24 protein-coding genes and 1 pseudogene are annotated in these 23,549 nt (G+C 71.3%); 18 read left to right on the top strand and 7 right to left on the bottom strand.

Features of this window, described 5'->3' with window-relative positions; genetic code table 11:
- Positions 1-67: 67 nt before the first annotated feature.
- The 4 genes from Sfr03f_RS02720 (at position 68) to Sfr03f_RS02735 (ending at position 3,686) form a co-directional block, all read left to right on the top strand.
- Positions 68-721: a response regulator transcription factor gene (locus tag Sfr03f_RS02720; RefSeq protein ID WP_108952073.1), complete on the top strand. Its 654-nt coding sequence runs from the start codon at positions 68-70 to the stop codon at positions 719-721.
- A gap of 26 nt (positions 722-747) precedes the next feature.
- Positions 748-1,989, top strand: a complete 1,242-nt coding sequence (locus Sfr03f_RS02725; RefSeq protein WP_108953395.1) for a sensor histidine kinase — start codon at positions 748-750, stop codon at positions 1,987-1,989.
- 382 nt (positions 1,990-2,371) lie between these two features.
- Entirely contained in the window at positions 2,372-2,668 is a 297-nt protein-coding gene (locus Sfr03f_RS02730; protein WP_005481602.1) for a DUF4193 domain-containing protein, read from the top strand.
- Between the two features lie 127 nt (positions 2,669-2,795).
- A complete protein-coding gene (locus tag Sfr03f_RS02735; RefSeq protein WP_359290850.1) occupies positions 2,796-3,686 on the top strand; it encodes a hypothetical protein in 891 nt (296 codons plus the stop codon).
- A gap of 9 nt (positions 3,687-3,695) precedes the next feature.
- Here Sfr03f_RS02735 and Sfr03f_RS02740 read toward each other — a convergent pair whose 3' ends face one another.
- Complete coding sequence (locus tag Sfr03f_RS02740) at positions 3,696-4,265, bottom strand: DUF3093 domain-containing protein (protein ID WP_108952074.1); 570 nt, start codon at positions 4,263-4,265, stop codon at positions 3,696-3,698.
- Positions 4,266-4,322: 57 nt separating this feature from the next.
- Between Sfr03f_RS02740 and Sfr03f_RS02745 the strand changes: the two genes are divergently transcribed.
- The 5 genes from Sfr03f_RS02745 to Sfr03f_RS02765 all read left to right on the top strand — a co-directional run bounded on the left by Sfr03f_RS02745 (position 4,323) and on the right by Sfr03f_RS02765 (position 7,567).
- On the top strand, positions 4,323-4,907 hold the full coding sequence (locus Sfr03f_RS02745; RefSeq protein WP_108952075.1) for a PaaI family thioesterase: 585 nt from the start codon (positions 4,323-4,325) through the stop codon (positions 4,905-4,907).
- A gap of 14 nt (positions 4,908-4,921) precedes the next feature.
- Positions 4,922-5,416 carry a dUTP diphosphatase gene (gene dut / locus Sfr03f_RS02750; protein ID WP_108953396.1) on the top strand — a complete coding sequence of 165 codons (495 nt, stop codon included), beginning with the start codon at positions 4,922-4,924 and terminating at the stop codon, positions 5,414-5,416.
- Position 5,417: 1 nt separating this feature from the next.
- Positions 5,418-6,182 (top strand): DUF3710 domain-containing protein, encoded by a 765-nt coding sequence (locus Sfr03f_RS02755; RefSeq protein ID WP_108952076.1) that lies wholly within the window; start codon positions 5,418-5,420, stop codon positions 6,180-6,182.
- Positions 6,183-6,352: 170 nt separating this feature from the next.
- Complete coding sequence (locus Sfr03f_RS02760; protein WP_108952077.1) at positions 6,353-6,751, top strand: OB-fold nucleic acid binding domain-containing protein; 399 nt, start codon at positions 6,353-6,355, stop codon at positions 6,749-6,751.
- Between the two features lie 3 nt (positions 6,752-6,754).
- The gene (locus Sfr03f_RS02765) at positions 6,755-7,567 is read left to right on the top strand and encodes a DUF3159 domain-containing protein (protein ID WP_108952078.1); all 813 of its coding nucleotides are present in this window, start codon (positions 6,755-6,757) and stop codon (positions 7,565-7,567) included.
- A gap of 106 nt (positions 7,568-7,673) precedes the next feature.
- On the opposite strand, the gene Sfr03f_RS02770 is transcribed toward Sfr03f_RS02765, so the two are convergent.
- Together Sfr03f_RS02770 and Sfr03f_RS02775 are read right to left on the bottom strand one after the other, a co-directional pair.
- Entirely contained in the window at positions 7,674-8,342 is a 669-nt protein-coding gene (locus Sfr03f_RS02770; RefSeq protein WP_108952079.1) for a potassium channel family protein, read from the bottom strand.
- On the bottom strand, positions 8,342-9,013 hold the full coding sequence (locus Sfr03f_RS02775) for a potassium channel family protein (RefSeq protein ID WP_108952080.1): 672 nt from the start codon (positions 9,011-9,013) through the stop codon (positions 8,342-8,344). Before Sfr03f_RS02775 ends, Sfr03f_RS02770 begins: the two co-directional genes overlap by 1 nt.
- A 244-nt stretch (positions 9,014-9,257) precedes the next feature.
- Between Sfr03f_RS02775 and Sfr03f_RS02780 the strand changes: the two genes are divergently transcribed.
- From Sfr03f_RS02780 to Sfr03f_RS02790, 3 genes are all read left to right on the top strand, one after another.
- Positions 9,258-11,360, top strand: coding sequence for an APC family permease (locus Sfr03f_RS02780; RefSeq protein ID WP_108952081.1), 2,103 nt, complete (start codon positions 9,258-9,260; stop codon positions 11,358-11,360).
- A gap of 242 nt (positions 11,361-11,602) precedes the next feature.
- Positions 11,603-12,934 carry a class I SAM-dependent RNA methyltransferase gene (locus tag Sfr03f_RS02785; protein ID WP_108952082.1) on the top strand — a complete coding sequence of 444 codons (1,332 nt, stop codon included), beginning with the start codon at positions 11,603-11,605 and terminating at the stop codon, positions 12,932-12,934.
- A 288-nt stretch (positions 12,935-13,222) separates the two neighbouring features.
- Positions 13,223-14,155 carry a glutaminase gene (locus Sfr03f_RS02790; RefSeq protein ID WP_108952083.1) on the top strand — a complete coding sequence of 311 codons (933 nt, stop codon included), beginning with the start codon at positions 13,223-13,225 and terminating at the stop codon, positions 14,153-14,155.
- Between the two features lie 145 nt (positions 14,156-14,300).
- On the opposite strand, the gene Sfr03f_RS02795 is transcribed toward Sfr03f_RS02790, so the two are convergent.
- A complete protein-coding gene (locus tag Sfr03f_RS02795) occupies positions 14,301-15,587 on the bottom strand; it encodes a phytase (RefSeq protein ID WP_108952084.1) in 1,287 nt (428 codons plus the stop codon).
- Positions 15,588-15,981: 394 nt separating this feature from the next.
- On the opposite strand from Sfr03f_RS02795, the pseudogene Sfr03f_RS02805 reads away from it, so the two are divergent.
- The 4 genes and pseudogenes from Sfr03f_RS02805 to Sfr03f_RS02820 all read left to right on the top strand — a co-directional run.
- Positions 15,982-16,104: pseudogene (locus tag Sfr03f_RS02805) on the top strand (LuxR C-terminal-related transcriptional regulator); the annotation flags it as partial.
- Between the two features lie 301 nt (positions 16,105-16,405).
- Positions 16,406-16,834 carry a hypothetical protein gene (locus Sfr03f_RS02810; RefSeq protein ID WP_108952085.1) on the top strand — a complete coding sequence of 143 codons (429 nt, stop codon included), beginning with the start codon at positions 16,406-16,408 and terminating at the stop codon, positions 16,832-16,834.
- Between the two features lie 20 nt (positions 16,835-16,854).
- Complete coding sequence (locus tag Sfr03f_RS02815; RefSeq protein ID WP_108952086.1) at positions 16,855-19,203, top strand: hypothetical protein; 2,349 nt, start codon at positions 16,855-16,857, stop codon at positions 19,201-19,203.
- Between the two features lie 29 nt (positions 19,204-19,232).
- On the top strand, positions 19,233-19,913 hold the full coding sequence (locus Sfr03f_RS02820) for a hypothetical protein (RefSeq protein ID WP_108952087.1): 681 nt from the start codon (positions 19,233-19,235) through the stop codon (positions 19,911-19,913).
- Positions 19,914-19,996: 83 nt separating this feature from the next.
- Here Sfr03f_RS02820 and Sfr03f_RS02825 read toward each other — a convergent pair whose 3' ends face one another.
- Genes Sfr03f_RS02825 through Sfr03f_RS02835 form a run of 3 tightly spaced genes read right to left on the bottom strand, consistent with a single transcriptional unit; the run spans position 19,997 to position 22,052 of the window.
- Entirely contained in the window at positions 19,997-20,791 is a 795-nt protein-coding gene (locus Sfr03f_RS02825) for an ABC transporter permease (protein WP_108952088.1), read from the bottom strand.
- Positions 20,725-21,180, bottom strand: a complete 456-nt coding sequence (locus tag Sfr03f_RS02830) for an ABC transporter permease family protein (protein WP_108952089.1) — start codon at positions 21,178-21,180, stop codon at positions 20,725-20,727. The genes Sfr03f_RS02825 and Sfr03f_RS02830 overlap by 67 nt, the downstream gene beginning before the upstream one ends.
- Positions 21,177-22,052 (bottom strand): ABC transporter ATP-binding protein, encoded by an 876-nt coding sequence (locus Sfr03f_RS02835; protein ID WP_245967368.1) that lies wholly within the window; start codon positions 22,050-22,052, stop codon positions 21,177-21,179. Before Sfr03f_RS02835 ends, Sfr03f_RS02830 begins: the two co-directional genes overlap by 4 nt.
- 202 nt (positions 22,053-22,254) lie before the next feature.
- On the opposite strand from Sfr03f_RS02835, the gene paaA reads away from it, so the two are divergent.
- Positions 22,255-23,256 carry a 1,2-phenylacetyl-CoA epoxidase subunit PaaA gene (paaA, locus tag Sfr03f_RS02840; RefSeq protein WP_108953398.1) on the top strand — a complete coding sequence of 334 codons (1,002 nt, stop codon included), beginning with the start codon at positions 22,255-22,257 and terminating at the stop codon, positions 23,254-23,256.
- Positions 23,253-23,546 (top strand): 1,2-phenylacetyl-CoA epoxidase subunit PaaB, encoded by a 294-nt coding sequence (gene paaB, locus Sfr03f_RS02845; RefSeq protein WP_108952091.1) that lies wholly within the window; start codon positions 23,253-23,255, stop codon positions 23,544-23,546. The genes paaA and paaB overlap by 4 nt, the downstream gene beginning before the upstream one ends.
- Positions 23,547-23,549 lie beyond the last annotated feature (3 nt).

Genomic DNA, 23,549 nt, shown 5'->3' on the forward strand with positions numbered 1-23,549 from the left:
AGAGGCAGGATGGAGGCTCCTCCCACCGGTATGTCAGGCCGGTGGAACGTCAGGAAGGAAGGCCGACGTGCGCGTACTCGTCGTCGAGGACGAGCAGCTGCTCGCGGACGCGGTGGCCACCGGTCTGCGCCGCGAGGCGATGGCCGTCGACGTCGTGTACGACGGCGCCGCCGCCCTCGAGCGGATCGGTGTCAACGACTACGACGTGGTCGTCCTCGACCGGGACCTGCCGATGGTGCACGGTGACGACGTGTGCCGCCGGATCGTCGAGCTGGGCGAACCCACCCGGGTGCTGATGCTCACCGCCGCCGGCGACGTCAGCGACCGGGTCGAGGGCCTGGAGCTGGGGGCGGACGACTACCTGCCCAAGCCCTTCGCGTTCAGCGAGCTGATCGCGCGCGTGCGGGCCCTGGGCCGGCGCACCAGCGTGCCGCTGCCGCCGGTGCTGGAGCGGTCAGGCATCCGGCTCGACCCGAACCGGCGCGAGGTCTTCCGGGACGGCCGGCAGATCCATCTCGCCCCCAAGGAGTTCGCGGTGCTCGAGGTGCTGATGCGCAGCGAGGGCGCCGTGGTGTCGGCGGAGCAGTTGCTGGAGAAGGCGTGGGACGAGAACACCGACCCGTTCACCAACGTGGTGCGGGTGACGGTGATGACGCTGCGCCGCAAGCTGGGCGAGCCGCCGGTGATCATCACCGTGCCGGGTTCCGGATACCGGGTCTGAACGCCGTGGCAGCCTCTCCGACCCCGATCCCGCCCCCTCCGCCGCCGGGCGTCCCGCCGCGACCGACCTGGGACCCCAAGGCGGAGCAGCCCTCCTTCCCGTGGCTGCGCCCGACCATCCGGATACGGCTCACGCTGCTCTACGGCGGCATGTTCCTGATCGCCGGCATCGTGCTGCTCTCACTGATCTACCTGCTGGCCGCCCAGGCCATCTCCACCGGCAACCAGCCCCCGTTCAAGATCGTCCAGTACGCCGGCCTCCGGGTCAGCAGTGACCGGTGCCCCGCCGTCAACGGGGAGCTCTCGCTGAGCGCCTTCAACGCGGAGATCGCCCGGTGCGTCAATCTCCAGCGGCAGGACGCCCTGGACAACCTGCTGAGCCGCTCCCTGCTGGCGCTGCTGGGCCTCGCGGTGATCGCGTTCGCCTTCGGCTACGCGATGGCGGGCCGGGTGCTCTCCCCGCTGGGGAAGATCATCCGCACCGCGCGGGCGGTTGCCGGGTCGGACCTGTCCCGCCGGATCGAGCTGGACGGCCCGGACGACGAGCTCAAGGAGCTCGCGGACACCTTCGACGAGATGCTGGAGCGGCTCCAGCGGGCCTTCACGGCCCAGCAGCGGTTCGTCGGCAACGCCTCGCACGAGCTGCGCACGCCGCTGGCCATCAACCGCACCCTGCTGGAGGTGCACCTCTCCGACCCGGGGGCGCCGCCCGAGCTCCAGCAGCTGGGGCGGACCCTGCTCGCCACCAACGAGCGCAGCGAGCAGCTGGTGGAGGGCCTGCTCCTGCTGGCCCGCAGCGACAACCAGATCGTCGAACGCAAGCCGGTCGACCTGGCGGAGGTGGCCGGCCGTGCCCTCGACCAGGTACGCGGCGAGGCGGCCGAGCGGAACGTGGAGTTCCGCGGCGAGCCGTCCTCCGTGGTCGTCCAGGGCAACGGCGTCCTGCTCGAGCGGATCGCGCTGAACCTGGTGCAGAACGCGGTGCGCTACAACGTGCCCGAGGGCGGCTGGGTGGAGGTCTCCACCGGGGCCCAGCACGGCCAGGCGGTGCTGGTGGTGTCCAACACCGGACCGGTGGTGCCGGCCTACGAGATCGACAACCTGTTCGAGCCGTTCCGTCGGCTGAGGACCGAGCGGACCGGCAGCGACAAGGGCGTCGGCCTGGGCCTTTCGATCGTCCGGTCGGTCGCCCGGGCGCACGGCGGGCACATCGCGGCCGTCCCCCGGGAGGGTGGCGGACTGGTGATGCGCGTCACGCTGCCGCTCTGAACGAGTGACCCCCTGTTCGCTCTGCGCTGAATCCCGGCGTGTCGTGTCAAGAGGGCGGCTGTGTGATCGATCACAGAAGCGTCACGGAGAGCGTCTACTCTCCGTGACGACAAGGGGCTCCGAAAATGAGGGAAATCCGGGTTTTCGGGCGTCCTGATGCCGGGCAGTACACGGAGAGATGCCTTTGGACTGGGGCATTCGCAGGGTGTACGGTCCGGTTCGCCATCCGAGCCGATCACTCTTCGGGAGTCCGGTTGGGTGTCGATTGAGTAACAGACCTTGATGTGAGGCAAAATCTCCGCCTCAGGTCGGGCACAAGTCCGGCCTCTCACGCGTTACCTGCGCTGGAGACACCCAAGACCACCCAGAGGGGGAGAGCGACATGGCAACCGACTACGACACTCCACGCAAGACCGACGACGACGTCGACTCGGACAGCCTGGAAGAACTGAAGGCGCGGCGGAACGACAAGTCCACCTCCGCGGTGGACGTCGACGAGTTCGAGGCCGCCGAGGGTCTCGAACTGCCCGGAGCGGACCTCTCCAACGAGGAACTCGCCGTCCGGGTGCTGCCGAAGCAGCAGGACGAGTTCACCTGCATGAGCTGCTTCCTGGTGCACCACCGCAGCCAGCTGGCCCGCGAGAAGAACGGCCAGCCGATCTGCCGCGACTGCGACTGAGGCGGGGCCGGCCGTGCCCGGCTCGACCCCACCCTGGAAGCGCCGTTCCCGCAAGCGGGGAGCGGACCTCGAGTCGTCCGACGGCTCGCACGGCGCACGTGACGCCGAAGAGCGGGGCCCTGATGCCGTGACCGGTGAGGGAGCCCCGCTCGAGACGGCCGGCGGCGGCGCACCGGCGCCGGCCGCGTCCGACGGGCCCGCCGCCCTGCGGCGGTCCGAAGGCCGGCTGCACGCCGCCCTGGGCGTCGTCGCCGAGCGGATCGTCGCCGTCGCGCCCCGTATCCCGGTGCGCGACCTGGACACCCTTCGGCGGCACTTCCCCGGGCTCGGCCCGGAGGAGATCGCCGACCGGCTGGTCGCCGGAGCGGCCAAGGCCTCGGCGGCCGTGGGCGCCGGCGTCGGCGCCGCGAACATGCTGCCGGCCCCGCCGGCCTGGGCCGCCGGAATGGCGACCGAGATCACCGCCGTCGCCGCCGTCGAGCTCAAGCTCGTGGCGGAACTCCACGAGGTCTACGGACGACGGCCCCCGGGCGACCTGCGCGCCCGGAGCATCGCCTACGTGCGGGTCTGGTCCTCCGAGCACGGAGTGGACCCCACCCGGCCCACCACCTTCCGCGCGGTGGTCGACACCGGCCTCAAGCAGCAGCTGAGGCGGCAGATCAAACGGCGCCTGATCCGCAACGTGCCGAACATGCTGCCCTTCATGGTGGGCGCCACGGTGGGCGCCGTCGTCAACCGGCGCGACACCCGGCGGTTCGCCGAACACATCCGCGCCGACCTGCGCAAGGTGCGGGTCCCGTGGGAGCAGCTCCAGGAGCTCCCGCCGCTGGACCGGCACCACGAGCCCCTCGAACTGCCCGAGACCGTGCACGAGGGGCACAAGGGGACCGTGCGCGAGGACCACAAGGGGCACGAGGACCACGAGGCTCCCGGAGGCGAGGGCTCCGGACACGGTGAGCCCGGACGCGACGGCCGCGGGCCCGGGACGCCCGGACCCGGGGACCCCCGCAAGGACTGACCCGGGCGGCTACCGCGCCGCCGGACGGGCCGCCTCGATCGCCGCCGCCAGCCGCTCCGGCTCGCGGGTGGACAGGTAGAGGTAGGGAGTCGGGTCCTGCGGGTCGACGACCTCCACCCGCAGCGCCCTCGGCACGTAGGCGCGCAGCAGCATGAACGCGCGCGGGTCGGCCTTGTGGGACCGCCAGGCGCGGGCCTCGGCCGGGTCCAGGACCTCCGCCGCGCCCAGCGCCCGCAGCGGCACGCGCGCCTCGCCCGCCAGCAGCGAGTCGCCCGCCACCCGGATCCTCGCCGAGCCGTAGGAGCTCACCACGATCGCCGCCGCGGCCCCGCCGAGGACCAGGCCGCCGAGCATCGGCAGCGCCCCGAACGGATAGACGACCAGGGCCGCCGCGACGCCGAGCAGCAGGCTGTACAGCCACCAGTGCCACGGCGCCGACAGGCGCTCGTCGTAGGAGACGACGGCGCGGGCGGGCGACGCCCCGCCGGAGGCCGGGGACGCCCCGGCCGCCGAGGGCGAGGGCGAGGCGGGCGACGACGGGGCGGACTGCCGGGGGTTCTGCGAAGGGGAACGCTCCATGCCGTCAAGCTTGGCACGGTGTCCGCCTCGCGCGTACGCGCGGGTAAGGTCTGCGCCGTGAGTGCAACGAACACGGCCGTGCAGCCCCCCGCCGACGCCGCCGCCCCGGTGCGGCACCCCGAGGCGCCCGCCCCCGGCGAGCCCGTCGGTTCCCACTACGAGAACTGCTTCGGCTGTGGCTCCGGTCAGCCCCACGGACTGCACCTGGCCACCCGGGCGGGCGAGGGCGTGAACGTCACCGCCGAGTTCACCGTGCGCCCCGAGCACCAGGGCGCCCCCGGCCTGGCCCACGGCGGCATCCTCGCCACCGCGCTGGACGACGCGCTGGGCTCCCTGAACTGGCTGCTGCGCACCATCTCGGTCACCGGCCGCCTGGAGACCGACTACCGGCGCCCGGTGCCGGTGGGCAGCGTGCTCCACATCGCGGCCGAGGTCACCGCCGTGGCCGGCCGCAAGATCTACGCCACCGCCGTGGGGCGCCTGGGCGGGCCCGAGGGGCCGGTCGCGGTCCGGGCGGACGCGCTGTTCATCGAGGTCAAGGTCGACCACTTCATCGAGAACGGCCGCAAGGAGGAGATCCAGGCCGTGATGGACGACCCCGACGCGGTGCGCCAGGCGCGTGCCTTCGAGGTGAATCCGTGAGCGACGGCCTCCAGGTGCTGATCCGCCGGATCGACGCCGAGGTGCCGCTGCCCGCCTACGCCCACCCGGGCGACGCGGGCGCCGACCTGCGCACCACCGAGGCGTGCGAACTGGCCCCCGGGGAGCGGGCCGTGCTGCCCACCGGGGTGTCGATCGCCCTCCCCGAGGGGTACGCCGCCTTCGTGCACCCGCGCTCGGGTCTGGCAGCTCGTTGCGGTGTGGCACTGGTGAACGCCCCAGGGACGGTGGATGCCGGGTACCGTGGGGAGATCAAGGTGATCGTGGTGAATCTCGACCCGCGCGAGTCGGTGCGGTTCGAGCGTTTCGACCGGATCGCGCAACTGGTCGTCCAGCAGGTCGAGAGGGTCCGCTTCCAGGAGGTGGCGGAACTTCCCGGCTCGGTACGGGCCGCGGGGGGCTTCGGGTCCACCGGCGGTCATGCCGCGGTGGGCGATGTGGCGGGTGGGAATCGATACGGTTCGGGCGTATCCGACCGGGAAGGACAGTGACGTGTTCGGACGTCGCAAGAAGGGCACTGCCGCCGACGGCGCGGCGGGCGAGGCCGAGCAGGTCGTCGGCGGTGTCGGCAGCGGGGCGGAAGAGGCCGGGCAGGAGCGGGTGAGGCTGGAGCCCGCCCCGCGCCCCGACGGCCCCTGGGACAGCTCCGAGGTCCGTGAGCCGGGCGAGGGCCGCGTGGACCTCGGCGGCATGTTCGTGCCGGGAGTCGACGGCATGGAGCTGCGTGTGGAGGTCGCCGGCGACGCCATCGTCGCCGCGACCGTCGTGCTGCGCGACAGTGCCATCCAGCTGCAGGCCTTCGCCGCTCCCAAGCGTGAGGGCATCTGGGGCGAGGTGCGGGAGGAGATCGCCTCCGGCATCACCCAGCAGGGCGGCATCGTCGACGAGACCGAGGGCCCGCTGGGCTGGGAGCTGCGGGCGCAGGTGCCGGTGAAGCTGCCCGACGGCACGGGCGGCTTCCAGGTCGTGCGGTTCGTCGGCGTCGACGGCCCGCGGTGGTTCCTGCGGGGCGTCATCTCCGGGCAGGGCGCCGTGCAGCCCGAGGCCGCCGGTCTGCTGGAGCACATCTTCCGCGACACGGTCGTGGTCCGGGGCGAGGGGCCGATGGCTCCGCGGGACCCGATCGTGCTGAAGCTGCCGAACGACGCGCAGATGGTGCCGGAGGGCATGCAGGCGCCGGCCGAGGACCAGGGCTCGCGCTTCGCGGGCGGCATCGGCCAGCTCCAGCGCGGCCCGGAGATCTCCGAGATCCGTTAGTCCCCCCCTCCGCCGCGCCCCCGCCGGGGGCGCGGCGGAGTGCGTCCGAGCCCCCGGCGTACGGGCCCGCGCACTCTTCCGGTGGAACCTGCGTCCCGCCCGGCGAGCGTGCGGAAGGCCTCGTTCCGCTTGGGTTCCGGCGGCTCCCGCGGCCCCGGTAGGCTGCAGACATGAGTGCTGTTCCCCGTTCCGACAAGCCGGTGGGCCGCTTCCGCCGCATGATCGACCGGCTCTCCTCGTCCCAGGAGGACCTGGAGCGCGAGGAGCTGCGGGAGGAGACGGACACCGCGGGAATGACCCGAATAGGTGACTGCAGCGACCGGGAGGTCGTCACCGTCACTGGTACCTTGCGCACGGTCACCCTGCGCCCGCGGGCGGGGGTCCCGGCCCTGGAGGCGGAGTTGTTCGACGGCTCGGCCTCGCTGGACCTGGTGTGGCTGGGCAGACGCTCCATCGTGGGCGTGGAGCCCGGGCGCAGGCTGATCGCGTCGGGACGGATCACCCTGATCCGGGGCCGCCGCGTGCTGTTCAACCCCCACTACGAACTGAGACCCCTCGGACGGGAGTAGCCGGTGACGTCGCTCGACAAGCCGACCGAAGAGGCACCGCAGACGGAGCACGACTCACGGGCGGCGACCGAGGCCGCACTCGGCGAGGCCTTCGGCGGGGTCCGCGGCATGATCGAGACGGTCGTGCCCGGCCTGATCTTCGTCGCGATCTACACCGTCAACAAGGACCTGCACGTCTCGGCGATCGCCGCGCTGGCGGTTTCCCTGCTGATGGGCGTCGTCCGGCTGGTCCGCAAGGACACCGTCAAGCACGCCTTCAGCGGCGTCTTCGGGGTGGCCTTCGGCGTGGTGTTCGCGATGATGACGGGCAACGCGAAGGACTTCTACCTGCCCGGCATGCTCTACACGCTGGGTCTCGCGGTGGCCTACCTGCTGTCCACGGCGCTGGGCTTCCCGCTGATCGGCGTGATCCTCGGACCGCTGTTCAAGGAGAACCTGTCCTGGCGCAAGCGGAACCCGGGCCGCAAGAAGGCCTACGCCAAGGCCAGCGTCGCCTGGGGCCTGATCCTGCTCGCCAAGTGCGCGATCCTCTTCCCGCTGTACTGGTGGGCGGACACCACCGAGCTCGGCTGGGTGCTGATCGGGCTGAAGATCCCGCCGTTCCTGCTGGCCGTCTGGCTGACCTGGATCTTCCTGGCGAAGGCGCCCGCCCCCATCGACGTCTTCGCGGAGATGGAGGAGCGGGAGCGGGCCGAGGCGGCGGCCGAGGCCGCGGCCCAGGACCCCGCCGCCGGCACCGCGGGCGTCGAGGCGGCCGAGGGCACCGCGGCCGCCGACGCTCCGGACCAGGGCGGGCGGCACCGGCGCGAGGCCTGACCGTCCCCGGCACCCCACGACGAAGCGGCGGGCCCGCGACACCCTTCCCGGGGTGCCGCGGGCCCGCCGCTCCGTCGTGTGCGGGCCCGCTGCCCGCCCGCCGCCGTCAGACGTTGTTGCGCACGGACAGCAGGGTCTCCAGCTGCTCCTCGCGGTCCTGCGCGGCCACGAAGAGGAGCTCGTCGCCGGCCTCCAGCGAGTCCTCGGGGGAGGGCGCCAGCACCCGCGAGCCGCGGATGATGGTGACCAGCGAGGTGTCCTGCGGCCAGGCCACGTCCCCCACCCGGGTGCCGGCCAGGGCCGACTCCGGGGGCAGGGTGAGCTCGACCAGGTTGGCGTCGCCGTGGCTGAAGCGCAGCAGGCGCACCAGGTCGCCGACGCTCACCGCCTCCTCCACCAGCGCGGACATCAGCCGCGGCGTCGAGACGGCGACGTCCACGCCCCACGCCTCGTTGAAGAGCCACTCGTTCTTCGGGTTGTTGACCCGGGCGACGACCCGCGGCACCCCGTACTCGGTCTTCGCCAGCAGCGAGACCACCAGGTTGACCTTGTCGTCGCCGGTGGCGGCGATGACGACGTTGCAGCGCTGCAGCGCCGCCTCGTCCAGCGAGGTGATCTCGCAGGCGTCGGCGAGCAGCCACTCGGCGCGCGGCACCCGCTCCACCGAGATGGCGGTCGGCGCCTTGTCGATCAGCAGGATCTCGTGGCCGTTCTCCAGCAGCTCGCCCGCGATCGAGCGGCCGACGGCGCCGGCTCCGGCAATGGCGACCCTCATCAGTGCCCCGCCTCCTCTTCCGGACCCTTGGCGAACGCGGCCTCGATCTCGGCCACGTCCTCGGTCCGCATCATGACGTGGACCAGGTCGCCGTCCTGGAGGACGGTCTGCGACGTGGGGATCATCGCCTCGCCGAACCGGGTGAGGAACGCCACCCGCACACCCGTCTCGTCCTGCAGTCGGCTGATCCGGTGGCCGATCCACGCCGGGGAGGTGTGCACCTCGGCCAGCTGGACGCCGCCGGTGGGGTCGCGCCACAGCGGCTCGGCGCCCGAGGGCAGCAGGCGGCGCAGCATCTGGTCCGCCGTCCAGCGGACCGTGGCCACCGTCGGGATGCCCAGACGCTGGTAGACCTCCGCCCGCCGCGGGTCGTAGATGCGCGCCGCGACGTGCTCGATGCCGAACATCTCGCGGGCCACCCGGGCGGCGATGATGTTGGAGTTGTCGCCGCTGGAGACGGCGGCGAAGGCGCCCGCCTCCTCGATGCCGGCCTCACGCAGGGTGTCCTGGTCGAACCCCACACCGGTGACCCGGCGGCCTCCGAAACCGGAACCCAGCCGGCGGAAGGCGGTGGGGTCGCGGTCGATCACGGCGACCGTGTGCCCCTGCTGCTCCAAGGTCTGGGCGAGCGCGGCGCCCACGCGTCCGCAGCCCATGATGACGATGTGCACGACCGTCCTTCCGGTGTCCCGATTGTCGTTCCGCACTGATGCTCTCGAGCCGTACGTGCCGCCCGGCGTCGCCGGCCGACACGAACAGGGTCTCAGACAGCCGCCCAAGGTACACACGCAGCGTCCGGAGCAAACCACCCCCCGCACCGGCCGGGTAAAGCCTTGGCGATGTTTTGCAACCCTTAACGCGATCCTGATGTCCCTGGCGCGGTCCTCCCCCTGCTCGGGCCTACGATCCTCTGTCGTGTCCAAACTGACCGACGTGCCCAAACGCATCCTCATCGGGCGCGCACTCCGCAGCGACCGGCTGGGCGAGACCCTCCTGCCCAAGAGGGTCGCCCTGCCCGTCTTCGCCTCCGACCCGCTCTCCTCCGTGGCCTACGCGCCCGGAGAGGTGCTGCTGGTCCTGTCGATCGCGGGCGTGTCGGCCTACCACTTCAGCCCCTGGATCGCCGTGGCGGTCGTGGTGCTGATGTTCACGGTCGTCGCCTCCTACCGGCAGAACGTGCACGCCTACCCCAGCGGCGGCGGCGACTACGAGGTCGCGACCACGAACCTGGGCCGCCGGGCCGGCAAGACCGTCGCCAGCGCGCTGCTGGTGGACTACGTGCTCACCGTGGCCGTGTCGATCGCCTCGGGCATCGAGAACCTCGGCTCGGCCGTGCCGTTCGTGGTCGAGCACAAGGTCGCCTGCGCGGTCGCCGTGATCGTGCTGCTCACCCTGATGAACCTGCGCGGGGTGAGGGAGTCGGGCAAGCTCTTCGCCGTCCCGACCTACGTCTTCGTCACCGGCGTCTTCGCGATGATCCTCTGGGGCGCCTTCCGCGGCATGTTCCTCGGCGACGACATGCGGGCGCCCACCGCCGACTTCGAGATCCGCGCCGAGCACCAGGGGATCGCCGGGTTCGCCCTGGTCTTCCTGCTGCTGCGGGCCTTCTCCTCCGGCTGCGCCGCGCTGACCGGCGTGGAGGCCATCTCCAACGGCGTGCCCGCCTTCCGCAAGCCGAAGTCCCGCAACGCGGCGACCACCCTGCTGCTGATGGGCACCATCGCCGTCACCATGTTCTGCGGCATCATCGCCCTCGCCATGGCCACCGGCGTCAAGATGGCCGAGGCGCCCGCCCGCGACCTGCTGGAGAACGGCCGGCCGGTGGGCTCCGGCTACGTCCAGGACCCGGTGATCACGCAGGTCGCCGAGGCGGTCTTCGGACACAACACGCTGCCCTTCCTGATCCTCGCCGGAGCCACCGCGCTGGTCCTCTTCCTCGCCGCCAACACCGCCTACAACGGCTTCCCGGTGCTCGGCTCGATCCTGGCCCAGGACCGCTACCTGCCCCGCCAGCTGCACACCCGCGGCGACCGCCTCGCCTTCTCCAACGGCATCGTGCTGCTGGCCGGCGCGGCCGCCCTGCTCGTGGTGGTCTACGACGCGGACTCCACGCGGCTGATCCAGCTCTACATCGTCGGCGTGTTCGTCTCCTTCACCATCAGCCAGATCGGCATGGTCCGGCACTGGAACCGCCACCTGGCGACCGAGCGCGACCAGGCGGCCCGCCGCCGGATGCAGCGCTCGCGCGCCATCAACGCCTTCGGCGCCACCTTCACCGGCCTGGTGCTGGTCGTGGTGCTGCTCACCAAGTTCACCCACGGCGCCTGGGTCGCCCTGCTCGGCATGGTCATCTTCTACGCCACGATGACGGTGATCCGGCGCCACTACGACCGCGTAGCCGAGGAGATCGCCGCGCCCGAGGAGCCCGGCGACGAGAGCCAGCGGCCCTCGCGGGTGCACTCGGTGGTCCTGGTCTCCAAGGTCCACAAGCCGGCCCTGCGGGCCCTGAGCTACGCCCGGATGATGCGCTCCGACACCTTGGAGGCGCTCACCGTCAACGTCGATCCCGCCGAGACGAAGGAACTGCGCGAGGAGTGGGACCGGCGCCGCATCGACGTGCCGCTGAAGGTCCTGGACTCCCCGTACCGCGAGGTCACCCGCCCGGTGGTGGAGTACGTGAAGAACCTGCGCCGGGAGTCCCCGCGCGACGTGGTGTCCGTCTACATCCCCGAGTACGTGGTCGGCCACTGGTACGAGCAGCTGCTCCACAACCAGAGCGCGCTGCGGCTCAAGGGCCGGCTGCTCTTCCAGGCCGGTGTGATGGTCACCTCGGTCCCGTACCAGCTGGAGTCCTCCGAAGTGGCCCGGCTGCGGGCGCGGCGGCGTGCGAACTGGAACGCCCCCGGATCCGTCCGGCGCGGCCCCGCGACCCCCTCGCGCAACGGGGGCAACGGCGAGCGGCGCGACCGGAAGGGCGGGACCCGGGCGGACGGGTCCGAGGGCAGCGGCTCCGCGTGACCTCAGGGTCCGCGTGACCTGAGGGTCCACGTGACCTCAGGGCCCGCGTGACCTCAGGGCCCGCGTGACCGCAGGGCCCGCGTGACCTCAGGGCCCCGCGCCCTGCGCGCCCCGCCCGTCCGGTCCGATACCGGTCCGGACGGGCGGGTGCGCCGACCGCGTAGACTGGTCGGCTGTTGTCCGGACGCGCGCCACCGTCGCGCGCGCCCGATTCGTCACCGAGGTTGTGGAGTCACCCCGCCATGCAGGCACAGGAGAAGAAGTCGCTGGTGGGGGAGGAGTACGAGGTCGAGGTCGGCCCCGTCGCCCACGGCGGGCACTGCATCGCCCGCACCGACGAGGGCCAGGTCCTGTTCGTCCGGCACACGCTGCCCGGCGAGCGCGTCGTCGCCCGCGTCACCGAGGGCGAGGAGGGCGCGCGGTTCCTGCGCGCCGACGCTGTGGAGATCCTTGAGGCGTCCAAGGACCGTGTCGAGGCGCCCTGCCCGTTCGCGGGCCCCGGCAAGTGCGGCGGCTGCGACTGGCAGCACGCCAAGCCGGGCGCCCAGCGCCGGCTCAAGGGCGAGGTCGTCGCCGAGCAGCTGCAGCGCCTCGCCGGGCTCACCCCGGAGGAGGCCGGCTGGGACGGCACCGTCATGCCCGCCGAGGGCGACAAGGTGCCCGCCGGCCAGGTCCCGTCCTGGCGCACCCGCGTCCAGTACGCCGTCGACCCGGGCACCGGGCAGGCCGGTCTGCGCAAGCACCGCTCGCACGAGGTCCAGGTCATCGACCGCTGCCTGATCGCGGCCGAGGGCGTCAGCGAGCTCGGCATCGAGCAGCGTGAGTGGTCCGGCATGGAGAGCGTGGAGGCCATCGCCGCCAGCGGCTCCCAGGACCGCCAGGTCATCCTCACCCCGCGCGAGGGCGCCCGGCTGCCCATCGTCGAGCTGGACCGTCCCGTGTCCGTGATGCGGGTCGGCGAGAAGGACGGCGGGGTGCACCGGGTGCACGGCCGCCCCTTCGTCCGCGAGCGGGCCGACGGCCGCACCTACCGCGTGGGCAGCGGCGGCTTCTGGCAGGTGCACCCGAAGGCCGCGGACACCCTCGTCACCGCCGTGATGCAGGGCCTGCTGCCGCGCAAGGGCGAGACCGCGCTCGACCTGTACTGCGGCGTCGGCCTGTTCGCCGGCGCCCTCGCCGACCGCCTCGGCGACGAGGGCGCGGTGCTCGGCATCGAGTCCGGCAAGCGCGCGGTGGAGGACGCCCGCCACAACCTGGACGGCTTCGACCGGGTCCGCATCGAGCAGGGCAAGGTCGAGGCGGTCCTGCCGCGCACCGGCATCACCGAGGTCGACCTGATCGTCCTCGACCCGCCCCGCGCCGGCGCCGGCCGCAGGACCGTCGCCCACCTCGCCTCCCTCGGCGCACGCCGCGTCGCCTACGTCGCCTGCGACCCGGCCGCCCTCGCCCGCGACCTCGCCTACTTCCGCGACGGCGGCTACCGGGTGCGGACGCTGCGGGTCTTCGACCTGTTCCCGATGACCCACCACGTGGAGTGCGTGGCGATCCTGGAGCCGGTGAAGAAGGGCGCCTGAGCTGCGGTCTCTCTGTTACCGGTCGGCTTGACGTGTTCTCCCCTGCCCAACAGGGTTGGGCGGGCCACACCCTTGCGACCTGTGGTTCTCCGCTGCCGAGAAGCGTGCGGTGGGCGACCCGAGCAGAATCCTGCCGGCGTTTTCCGCTGCTTCTCAGGGCGCGCCATGACATCCCGCGGCTCGGCGGGTCCTGTCGAGCCTTTCCGGACCGAGACCGAGGTGCCGCCTGCGGTCCCCCCCGTCTGCGAAGAGGGGCCTCACCGCGGCCGCGTGCGCCTTGTGAGCACAATGGGCGCCGTGACATCGAGGATGGACTACCAGCACGTATTGGAACAGGTCGCCGAGGAGGTCACGCGGACGCCCGGCCGGGGGCGGTCCGCCGACTACATTCCCGCGCTCGCCGCCCTTGACCCGCGCGTTTTCGGCATGGCCGTCGCCGAGCTGGACGGCACCGTCCACGGAGTGGGTGAGTGGCGCGAGCCGTTCTCCACGCAGTCCATCACCAAGGTCTTCACCCTGACCCTGGGCCTGGCCCTCGAGGGCGACGAACTGTGGGAGCACGTGGGCCGCGAACCTTCCGGCAACCCGTTCAACTCCCTGGTGCAGCTCGAGTACGAGAACGGCATCCCGCGCAACCCGTTCATCAACGCCGGCGCCCTGGTCGTCACCGACCGCCTCCACACCCGCACCGGAGACGCGGCGGGCGAGCTCCTGCGGCTGCTGCGCGCCGAGAGCGGGAACCCGGACCTCGATTTCGATCTGGCGGTCGCCGCCTCGGAGGCCGCGCACGGCGACCGCAACGCGGCCCTCGGCCATTTCATGGCTTCCTACGGCAACATCGACAACCCCGTGCCGCTCCTGCTCGACCAGTACTTCCGCCAGTGCTCGATCAAGGCCTCCTGCGCCGACCTCGCGCTGGCGGCCACCCTCCTGGCCCGGCACGGCGTACGCGCCGACGGCACTCGGCTCCTGACCCGCAGCCAGGCCAAGCAGGTCAACGCCGTCATGCTGACCTGCGGCACGTACGACGCCGCCGGCGACTTCGCCTACCGTGTCGGCCTGCCCGGCAAGAGCGGGGTGGGCGGCGGCATCATCGCCGTCGTGCCCGGTCGCTGCGCCGTGTGCGTGTGGAGTCCCGGTCTGGACGAGCGGGGCAACTCCGTCGCCGGAGTGGCGGCGCTGGACCTCTTCACCACGCTCACCGGGCTGTCGGTGTTCTGATCACGCCGGGCCCGTGGCGGGCCCGCGCATTCCCGTACCCGGCACGCTCCGCCTGTGTGAGCGGGCGGATGCCGCCCACGCGCCCACACCGTGCGAGTACCGACGACGCACGGTGTCGCCACCGTGCGCCTGCGGCATTCACTCGTCAGTCGATGGCGTCGACGACATCCCCGAGGTCGACGAACTTGAAGCCGGTGGCCTCACGGTCGCCGTCGCCGGGGGTTTCCTTGCCGTCCTGGACGACGAGCAGACCGTCGGGGTAGCGGGTACCGAGTGGGGCGTTGAGGGCGGCTGCGCCGTCACAGACCTCGGAGCCGTCGAGGGACGTGGAGGCTGCGGCGACACGGAAGGCGTCCTCGTACTCGTTGTCCTCGTCCCGCTCGCGGTCATAGGCGACGAAGGTGTCGTCGCCCTGGCTGGAGGCGAGCAGGTAGCCGTCGCCGTCCGGCTGGGTGAGGAGGGTCAGGCCTTCGACGTCGGCGCTGAGGTGGGTGCCGCCGAAGCCGGGATCGACGCCGGGCGCGCACTCCTCGGTCTGCTCGTCGTACGTGCCGGGGACGCCGTAGTCGCGCACCTTGTCGACCAGGGTCGGCGTGCCGGTCAGGCCCGCGTCGATGCGCCAGATGCCGACGTCCTCCTGCCCTGCGTAGAGGGTGCCGTCCACCGGGTCCACGACCATGCCCTCGACCTGCGGCAGTTCCCCCGGCTCGGCGCAGGGCGTCCAGGTGGCACCGGTGGGCAGGCGGAAGGAGGAGGGCAGGTCCAGAGTGCGGACCTGGCGGTAGCCGATGGTGCCGACCGGGGTGGCGACCAGTTCCACCAGGGCGATGCGGGTGCGGTTGCGCTGGCTGACCAGGGCGTAGGAGCGGCCGGTGGTGCGGTCGGTCCAGGTGGCCAGGCCGTACGCGGTCCGCTGTTCATTGATCTCGGCCTGGTCGGCGGAGAACACGGGCCGCACGGCCGGGTCGGTGACGTCGGTGAGGGGGCCGCCGGGCTTGTCACGGTCGATGCGGTAGATCCGCAGTCGGTCGTTGCCGCGGTCGCTGACCACCGCGACGTCCGCTCGGACGCCGCCCAGGCGCAGGCCCTGCACCAGGTCGACGTTGTTGAAGCGGCCGGGCTTGTCGTCGGTGCCCGGCCCGGCCGGGGCGGGGATCGACTGGACCTGGCGTGCGTTCAGGTCGTAGATCCGCAGGCCGCCCTGCTTGGCGGTCGCGATGACCAGGCTACGGCCCGGGTCGGCGCTGTTGCGCCAGATCGCCGGGTCGTCCGCGTTGGCGTCACCGCCGGCCTCGTCGTCGAACAGCGGCGCCGTCTCGGCCTTCGGGTGGACGCTGTCGATCCCGGAGGCCTGCGCCGGAAGCGCGAACGAGGTGGCCAGTGTCGTGCACAGAATGAACGCGGAGGCGCCAGTCGCCAGACGGAGCTTCATGTCTCTTCCTTGTATGAGAGGTTTGTCCCGATGGGGAAGACACTCACGGCCATGAACGTCGTGGTCACGACAAGATGATGAATGGCGGTTGAATACATCACGAAACCCGCAGAGTGCGGGGGATCCTGCGGCCGGAGCACGGGCTCCGGCCGCAGGAGCGCTGGTGGGGCGACGGCCCGGTCAGCCGATCGCGACGTCGTCGACCAGGAAGATGGTCGACAGGTAGGCGTCTTCGGTGCCGTCGACCTCCAGCTGACCTTGACCTTGAGGGTGTCGTAGACGCTGGAGCCGGACTCCTGAGTGGTGATCCGCAGCCAGAAGGTGAGCTTCGGGGTGCCGGTGGCCGGGACCGCGACGTTCGACTGGGACAGCGACTCGACGGCGGAGGTGCCGTATCGCCGCCACCCTCACCGTCAGCGTCAAGACGGTCGAGGCGACGCTCACCCGCGTCTACCGGAAACTCGGTCTGCACTCGCGCTTCCAGCTCGCACACGCCGTCACACCAGCACGTGAATGACTCGTGCGGACGGCGCGTGGGGCCGGAAGTCCGGCACCCGCCGCACGACCTGGCGCGACGGACAGCGGGGCGAAGGGGAGGGGGCAAGGCGGGCAAGGCGGGCCTCGTTGCGAGGGTCGGGCGGCTGAGACCCGGACCTGCCCGTATCCGGTACGACTTCGTCGCGTGTGGGTTTTGTCGGGCTCCGCCGATGCGGCTACCGGTACTCCCGGGGCGGGGTGATGATAGAAGTGACGGCGAATGAGACTGGCCGCCCGGACACGCGGTGGAGTGGCCCGCCCGGTTGGAATTGGGGGAATTCATGACGTTCGAGCAGGAGTGGGCGGAACTGCGCTCGGCGGCGGCCGCGCGCGGTTCCATGCGGCTCAACAGCATTCCGGCCGAGGGCGGCGGAGGCGGTGGCGGAGCCGATCTGGTGGTCAACAGGGACGACCTCGGCGCCATCGGCAGCGAGGCGTACGACCTGCTGGGCCGACTGGGCAAGGACGGCGACACCGCCAGCGCCTCCACGGCGGCCGCGGCGACGGCCCTGACCACCGGCAACTTCGTCAGCGGTGCGGCCGTGAAGAAGGTGCACGACTTCTGGCAGACGCATCTCAAGACGCTGCTGGACTCCTGCGCGCACATCTCCAACCACCTCGACTACAGCAAGGCCCAGGCGGCCAAGGACGAGGCGAAGATCCAAGGGGATCTGACGCAGATATCCGTCCTCTCGGAATACATGAAATAGAGCGCGGGGGAGCACTCGGCATGCTGAAGTACGAGGACATAGTCGACGCCCCGGTGGCAAAGCTCAAGGCCGCCGCCGACGACTGGTCGGAGATGGCGGGGAAGCTGGAGAAGCTCGCCACCGACGCTTCCGACGGAATGAAGGCCAAGGCCGACAAGGCGTCCTGGGAGGGCGTCAACGCGGGGGTCACAAGGGAGTTCATCGGCAAGACGGTCAAGGAGTTCTCGGACGCCGCGGCCGAGGCCAAGGGCGTGCACCTGATCCTGCAGGACGGCTACGCGGCCATCAAGAAGGCCAAGGACGACCTGGTCAACATCCGGGACGTCGAGGGGCCCGCGGCCGGTGTCCAGCTGGACGCGGCCGGCAAGGTCACGGCCAAGCACCCGCTGTCCGAGATCCCCGCAGCCCGCCACGACCCCGACTACAGCGAACTGCTGCAGCAGGAGCGGCGGAACATCGAGTCGTGGCAGAGGCGGATCGACCTCATCGTCGACAACTGCAACGACACCGACCTCTCCTTCAAGAACTCCCTCGAGGCCAACGTCACCGACCGCAAGGACTTCGCCGCTCCGACGTACACGAAGCTGGACCAGGAGGAGGCGGCCCGCGCCGCCGCCCTGGCGGCCAAGGGGCGCGACATCACCCACGCCGAACTTCAGCAGCTCAACGAGCTGCTGAAGGACAACAGTTCGTCGGTCGACTTCTCCAAGAACTTCTACGAGAAGCTCGGCCCCGAGAAGTCGCTCGCGTTCTTCGGTCAGCTCTCCACGGACACGTACGAGTACGGCAAGGTCGACAAGGAACGCCTCGCGGACGTCCAGGAACTGCAGAAGAACCTGGGCCTCAACCTGGCCACCGCCTCCCACGACAAGGACTTCACCGACAAGTGGGGCCCGGAGCTCCGCAAGCTGGGCACCGAGCGCGTGCCGCTGTACAAGCACGACTACGGCGGCCCGTACGGATACCAACTGCTCGGCGGGATCATGCGGTACGGGAACTACGACGCGAAGTTCCTCAACCCCATCGCCGAGCACGTCGCGCAGCTGCACCAGAAGGACCCGTACATGTTCGCCGACAACAAGGTGGTGAACAGTCCCTTCAAGAACCCCTTCAACCCCTCCGGCGTGAACGGAGCCGGTTACGACCCGGCCACCGCCATGCTGGAGGCTCTCGGCAACAGCCCGGAAGCGGCCAAGAAGTTCTTCACCGACCCCCCGACCGCCTACAACGAGGACGGTACGGTCAACCACGGGGCCACGGCCGACCTCGGCAAGGACGCGGACGGCAAGCGGATCGACAACTACCTCGACTTCTTCGGCGACGAGAAGTGGGAGTCGTTCCCCGACGTCAACACGCTCGACCAGAAGGAACTCGAGGCGTCGCTCAACCAGATGCCCGACGCCCTCGGCCACGCCCTGGAGGCGGCGACCCTCGGCTACCCGGCCGGGCATCCGGACGCCGGCGTGGTGCGCGACGCGGACAACGCCGCGGTCATGCAGCAAGTCATCGAGAAGTACGGCGAGGACCCCGGTCTGCTCAAGAAGCACGAGGTGATGGCCGACAGCCTGGGCGTCATGGGCGCCGGCTACATCGACGACATCAACTGGGCACTGGAGAAGAACAGCTCAGGCAGCGTGTTCGCCCCGGGCAGCAACCCGGACGGGCACGTCGACTTCGCGGACACCGAGGACGGGAACGGGCGGAGCGCCGTCCGGGGCTTCCTCAGCACCCTGGGGCAGCACCCGGACGCGTACGCCACGGTGTCGACCGCGGAGCAGGCCTACACCCGCAGCGTGCTGGAAGGGACGGTGGGCCCCGACGGGAAGATCGACCAGGGTGCTGCCAGAGCGACCGTACGCGTGGGTGCCGAGGTGCAGGGCATGCTCGACCAGTCCAGGGCCGATCAGGTGGAGGCGACGAACCTCAAGACGCACGAGGAGTACGAGAAGGCGGTCGAGAAGCGGGCGGGCTGGGTCGAGTTCGGGGCCACGGCGGGCATCGCGGCGGGCGTCGCCTTCCTGCCCGCGACCGCGGCCGTGGGTACGGCCGCGGTGCTCATCCCGCTGGCGACGGACACCGCGAGCGGGGCTCTCGAACAGGTCGTGGGCCAGATGGTCGGTGACATCTCCGGTTCCGCCGTGGACGAGCACAAGGAGAAGATGGACGAGCTCACCGACGAGGAGAGGAAGAAGATCTACTCCGCCGGTGAAAGCCTGGCCGAGGCCCCGCTGGAGGACTTCCTGCTGCGGAACGTCGACGACCCTGAGAAGGACGAGTTCGCGCAGGACCTGCGCGAGTCGATGCTGATCGGGTACGGGGTCGGCAACGACCGGGAGAACCAGCAGGGCAACGCCCCGGAGACCGGCTGAGTCCGCTGGACGGCCGAGGACACGTGAGGATGCGAACAGTGATCAGTAGCAGGTCGGCACGCGGAGGGCTCCTCGCTGCGGCGGTGGCCGGGTCGTTGATTCTTGCGGCCACCGCCTGTCAGGGAGACGGTGACGAGGCCCCGGCCGACAAGGCCGTGGCGGGGACGGAACTCTGCGGTGGAGACGCCGTGTCCACCGGCGCGTCCAAGGCGCTGAAGGTGATCACGGGGTCGTCGCGGTTCGGGACGACGGCACCGGAGTCCACCGTCGCGCAGGCCGCGACGGACCTCGTCGAGGCGTGGCCGTACCCCACCGACCGGCGCGACGACATCTGCCGCGTCTACACGGCCGCCGGCGAGCCGGAGTTCGAGCTCAGGATCACCTGGGGGCTGGCGGGCGGTCCTCCGACTCGCACCCCGGCCCCGCAGTTCACCGCGCTGAAGATGGGCGAGGAGACGCTGGCGGCGGAGTACAAGGCAGTCATCCAGTTCGCGTGCCGGAGCGACAGGTTCCCCAACGCGACGAAGCCGGCGCACGTCGCCGTCGGCGTGGAGCGCTGGGGCGTGCGGAGGGAACCCGAGGGTGACGTCGAGGCCTTGAAGGATGCCTACGCGACGGTGGCCCACTCCTTCTCGCTGGCCATGGCCGGGGAACTGCGCTGCGAGAAGAACGGCGGGCTCCCCGCGGAGCCCGTGCTGGATCCCGCGTAGCCGCTGACGCCAAGGGCGACGGCCACGGGCGGACGTCCCCTCCTGCCGCAGGAGGGGACGTCCGCCCGTGGCCGTCGGCGGGCCTAGTCCGTGAGCCGCAGCGCTCGGCGGAACGTCAGCTTCCCGGACGTCTGCATCAGCGCCCGGCGGTAGATCCGCTCGGCGAGCCGGATCACCACGACGGCCGCGGCCAGTGAGATCAGCAGGGCGACGCCCGCCTCCCACCACGCGGCGTCGTCCGAGACCAGCCGGGACGGCATGACCATCACCGAGCCCAGCGGCAGGAAGGACAGCACCGTCTTCACCGTCCCGCTCGCCAGCAGGCTTCCGAACATCATGACCATCAGCAGGGTCGAGACCGGGGTGGTGGCCGACGCGATGTCCTCGTGCCGGGTCGACACCGCCCCGGCCGCGGCGAAGACGCAGGCCAGGACGGCCACGCCCACGGTGTAGAAGACCAGGTACCAGCCCAGCCCCCCGCCGATCTGCTGCAGCAGCTGGTCCCGCCCGGTGGCCAGCAGGGCGACCACCGCCACCCCCGCCAGCAGCGCGATCTGCGCCAGCGCCATCAGCGTGGCGCCGAGCGTCTTGCCGATCAGCAGGTCCCGCACCTTGATCGAGGAGGCGACGATCTCCACGATCCGGTTCTGCTTCTCCTCCACCACGCTGGTGGCCAGCCCGGCGCCCAGCAGCACCGAGGAGAAGTAGAAGAGGAAGGTGAACACGAAGGTCGTGAAGTACAGCGTCATCCCGGACGGCCTGCCCGGTTCCAGCAGCGTGTAGGACACGTCCGCGTCCGCCGCCAGTTCGCTCAGGCTGGTGCCGGCCCTCGCGGCGTTCTGCTCATGACCGCCTGGCGGACGGCGGCGCCTATCCATATCTCCGCGTCGGAGTCCCGCTCGGCGGCGCCCACCAGCTTCCAGCCGCCGCGGTCGCCGGCCGGCAGCAGGCCCGCGTCGGCCTCGTCGTCCAGGACCAGCGCCCGCACCTCGCCGGCCGTGCGGACCTCGCGCAGCTCGAAGCGGACGTCCTCCCCGGACGCCTCGGCGAGCGCGGTGGACGCCTTCAGCAGCTGCCGAGACTGGTCGCCGATCGCCGCGACGCTCACCTCGCGCCCCGAGGCCCCCATGAGGAGCTGGAAGCCGAGCACGCCCAGGATCACCAGCAGCGTGATCCCGGTGGAGACCAGGAACCCCCGGTCGCGGGCCTTCACCGACATCTCCCGGGTGGCGACGATCCACCACGTACGGTCACGCAGGGCGGTCATGCGGTCATCTCCCGGTAGACGTCGGCGACACTCGGCACCAGCTCGGCGAACTCCCGTACCGACCCGCGGCGCAGGGCCTCCGCCAGCACGGCGTCGGCCGTCGCCTGCCCGTCGGCGAGCTCCAGCACGGCACGGCCCTCGCCGTCCTCGATCACCTCGACGCCGGCGAAGCCGTGCAGCCAGCCGGTCTCGCCGCCGGTGACCAGACGGTGTCGGCGCGGGCCGCGGCGGCGCAGCTCCCGGGCGGTGCCGTGGGCGACGACCTTGCCGCCGGAGAGAATCACCAGCCGGTCGGACAGGGCCTCCACCAGCTCCAGCTGGTGCGAGGAGAAGAGCACCGGTACACCGCGCGCCGCGAACTCGCGCAGCACCTGCGTCATGCTGTCCACGGCGCCGGAGTCCAAGCCGGAGAACGGTTCGTCCAGTACGAGCAGCCGGGGATCGCCGAGCAGGGCGGCGGCGATCTGCACCCGCTGCTGGTTGCCCAGCGACAGCGACTCCAGCCGCGAGTCGACCCGGTCGGCCAGCCCGAACCGCTCCAGCAGCGACGTGGCGGACGCACGGGCCGCCGAGGTGCTCAGCCCGCGCAGCCGCCCGAGGTAGACCAGCTGCCCGAGCACCGGCTGCTTCGGGTACAGGCCGCGTTCCTCGGGCATGTAGCCGAACGTCCGCCGGTCGGCGGCGGTCGGTGCGCAGCCGTTCCACCGGACCTCGCCGCCGGTGGGGGCCAGCACACCCATGATCATGCGCATGGTGGTGGTCTTCCCGGCGCCGTTGCCTCCGACGAACCCGGTGACCTTGCCACGCTCCACGTGGAACGACGCCGCGTCCACGGCGACACGGTCGCCGAAGCGGCGTGTCAGGCGGTCCAACTCCAGTACGGAAGTCTCTTCCTGAGGGGGGTGAGGTGGGAGTCCTGATCATGGTCCATCGGGTCGGCGTGGCACAACGGCCTCACGGGGGCCGCGGCGGGAACGGCGGGTTCCCAGTACTTGCCGAAGCGGAGAGGCACGCCCTACCATCGACCGAACGATCGGTCGGTAGGTCGCAGTGGCAGGAAGAGGTGACATGGCGATGACCGCGGAACAGGCCGTCCCGTCGGCCGCCGGCGGTGCGGGCGAGGAGGAGCTCCAGGAGCGGTTCGACGCGACGATCGCCCGGGACCAGCGGATCGAGCCGCGGGACTGGATGCCCGAGGGCTACCGCCGGACGCTGATCCGCCAGGTGGCGCAGCACGCCCACTCGGAGATCATCGGCATGCAGCCGGAGGGCGAGTGGATCACGCGGGCCCCGTCCCTGCGGCGCAAGGCGATCCTGTTCGCCAAGGTGCAGGACGAGGCGGGTCACGGCCTGTACCTCTACTCGGCCGCGGAGACGCTGGGCGTCGACCGCGCCGACCTCACCGAGCGGCTGATCGAGGGCCGGCAGAAGTACTCGTCGATCTTCAACTACCCGACCCTCTCGTTCGCCGACGTCGGCGTCATCGGCTGGTTCGTGGACGGCGCGGCGATCTGCAACCAGGTGCCGCTGTGCCGCAGCTCCTACGGGCCGTACGCGCGGGCGATGGTGCGGATCTGCAAGGAGGAGTCCTTCCACCAGCGGCAGGGCTACGAGATGCTGATGACGATGATGCGCGGCACCGAGGCGCAGCGCGAGATGGTGCAGGACGCGGTGAACCGCTGGTGGTGGCCGTCCCTGATGATGTTCGGCCCGCCGGACGACAACTCGCCCAACTCCGCCCGGTCGATGGCCTGGAAGATCAAGCGGCACAGCAACGACGAACTGCGCCAGCGGTTCGTGGACATGACCGTCCCGCAGGCCGAGAAGCTCGGCGTCACCCTGCCCGACCCCGAGCTGCGCTGGAACGCCGAGCGTGGCCGCCACGACTTCGGCACCCCCGACTGGGACGAGCTGATGCGGGTCATCAAGGGCGACGGTCCGTGCAACGCCGAGCGGATCGAGCGGCGGCGCGCGGCGCACGAGGACGGTGCCTGGGTGCGGGAGGCGGCTGTCGCGCACGCGGCGAAGCAGAGCGGGCGCGCCGGGAGCGGCGCGGAGAGGGGAGTGGCGGCATGACCGGCGAGAAGCGGGACTGGCCGCTGTACGAGGTGTTCGTGCGGGGCAAGCGCGGGCTGAACCACGTCCACGTCGGATCGCTGCACGCGGCCGACGACCGCATGGCGCTCACCCACGCCCGGGACCTCTACACCCGGCGCAACGAGGGCGTGTCGATCTGGGTGGTGCGCAGCGAGCACATATCCGCCTCCACCCGTGACGAGAAGGACCCGTTCTTCGCGCCCAGCGCGGACAAGGTCTACCGCCACCCCACCTTCTACGACATCCCCGACGACGTCCCGCACATCTAGGAG

The organism is Streptomyces fragilis (assembly GCF_003112515.1).
Taxonomy (GTDB): Bacteria; Actinomycetota; Actinomycetes; order Streptomycetales; family Streptomycetaceae; genus Streptomyces; species Streptomyces fragilis.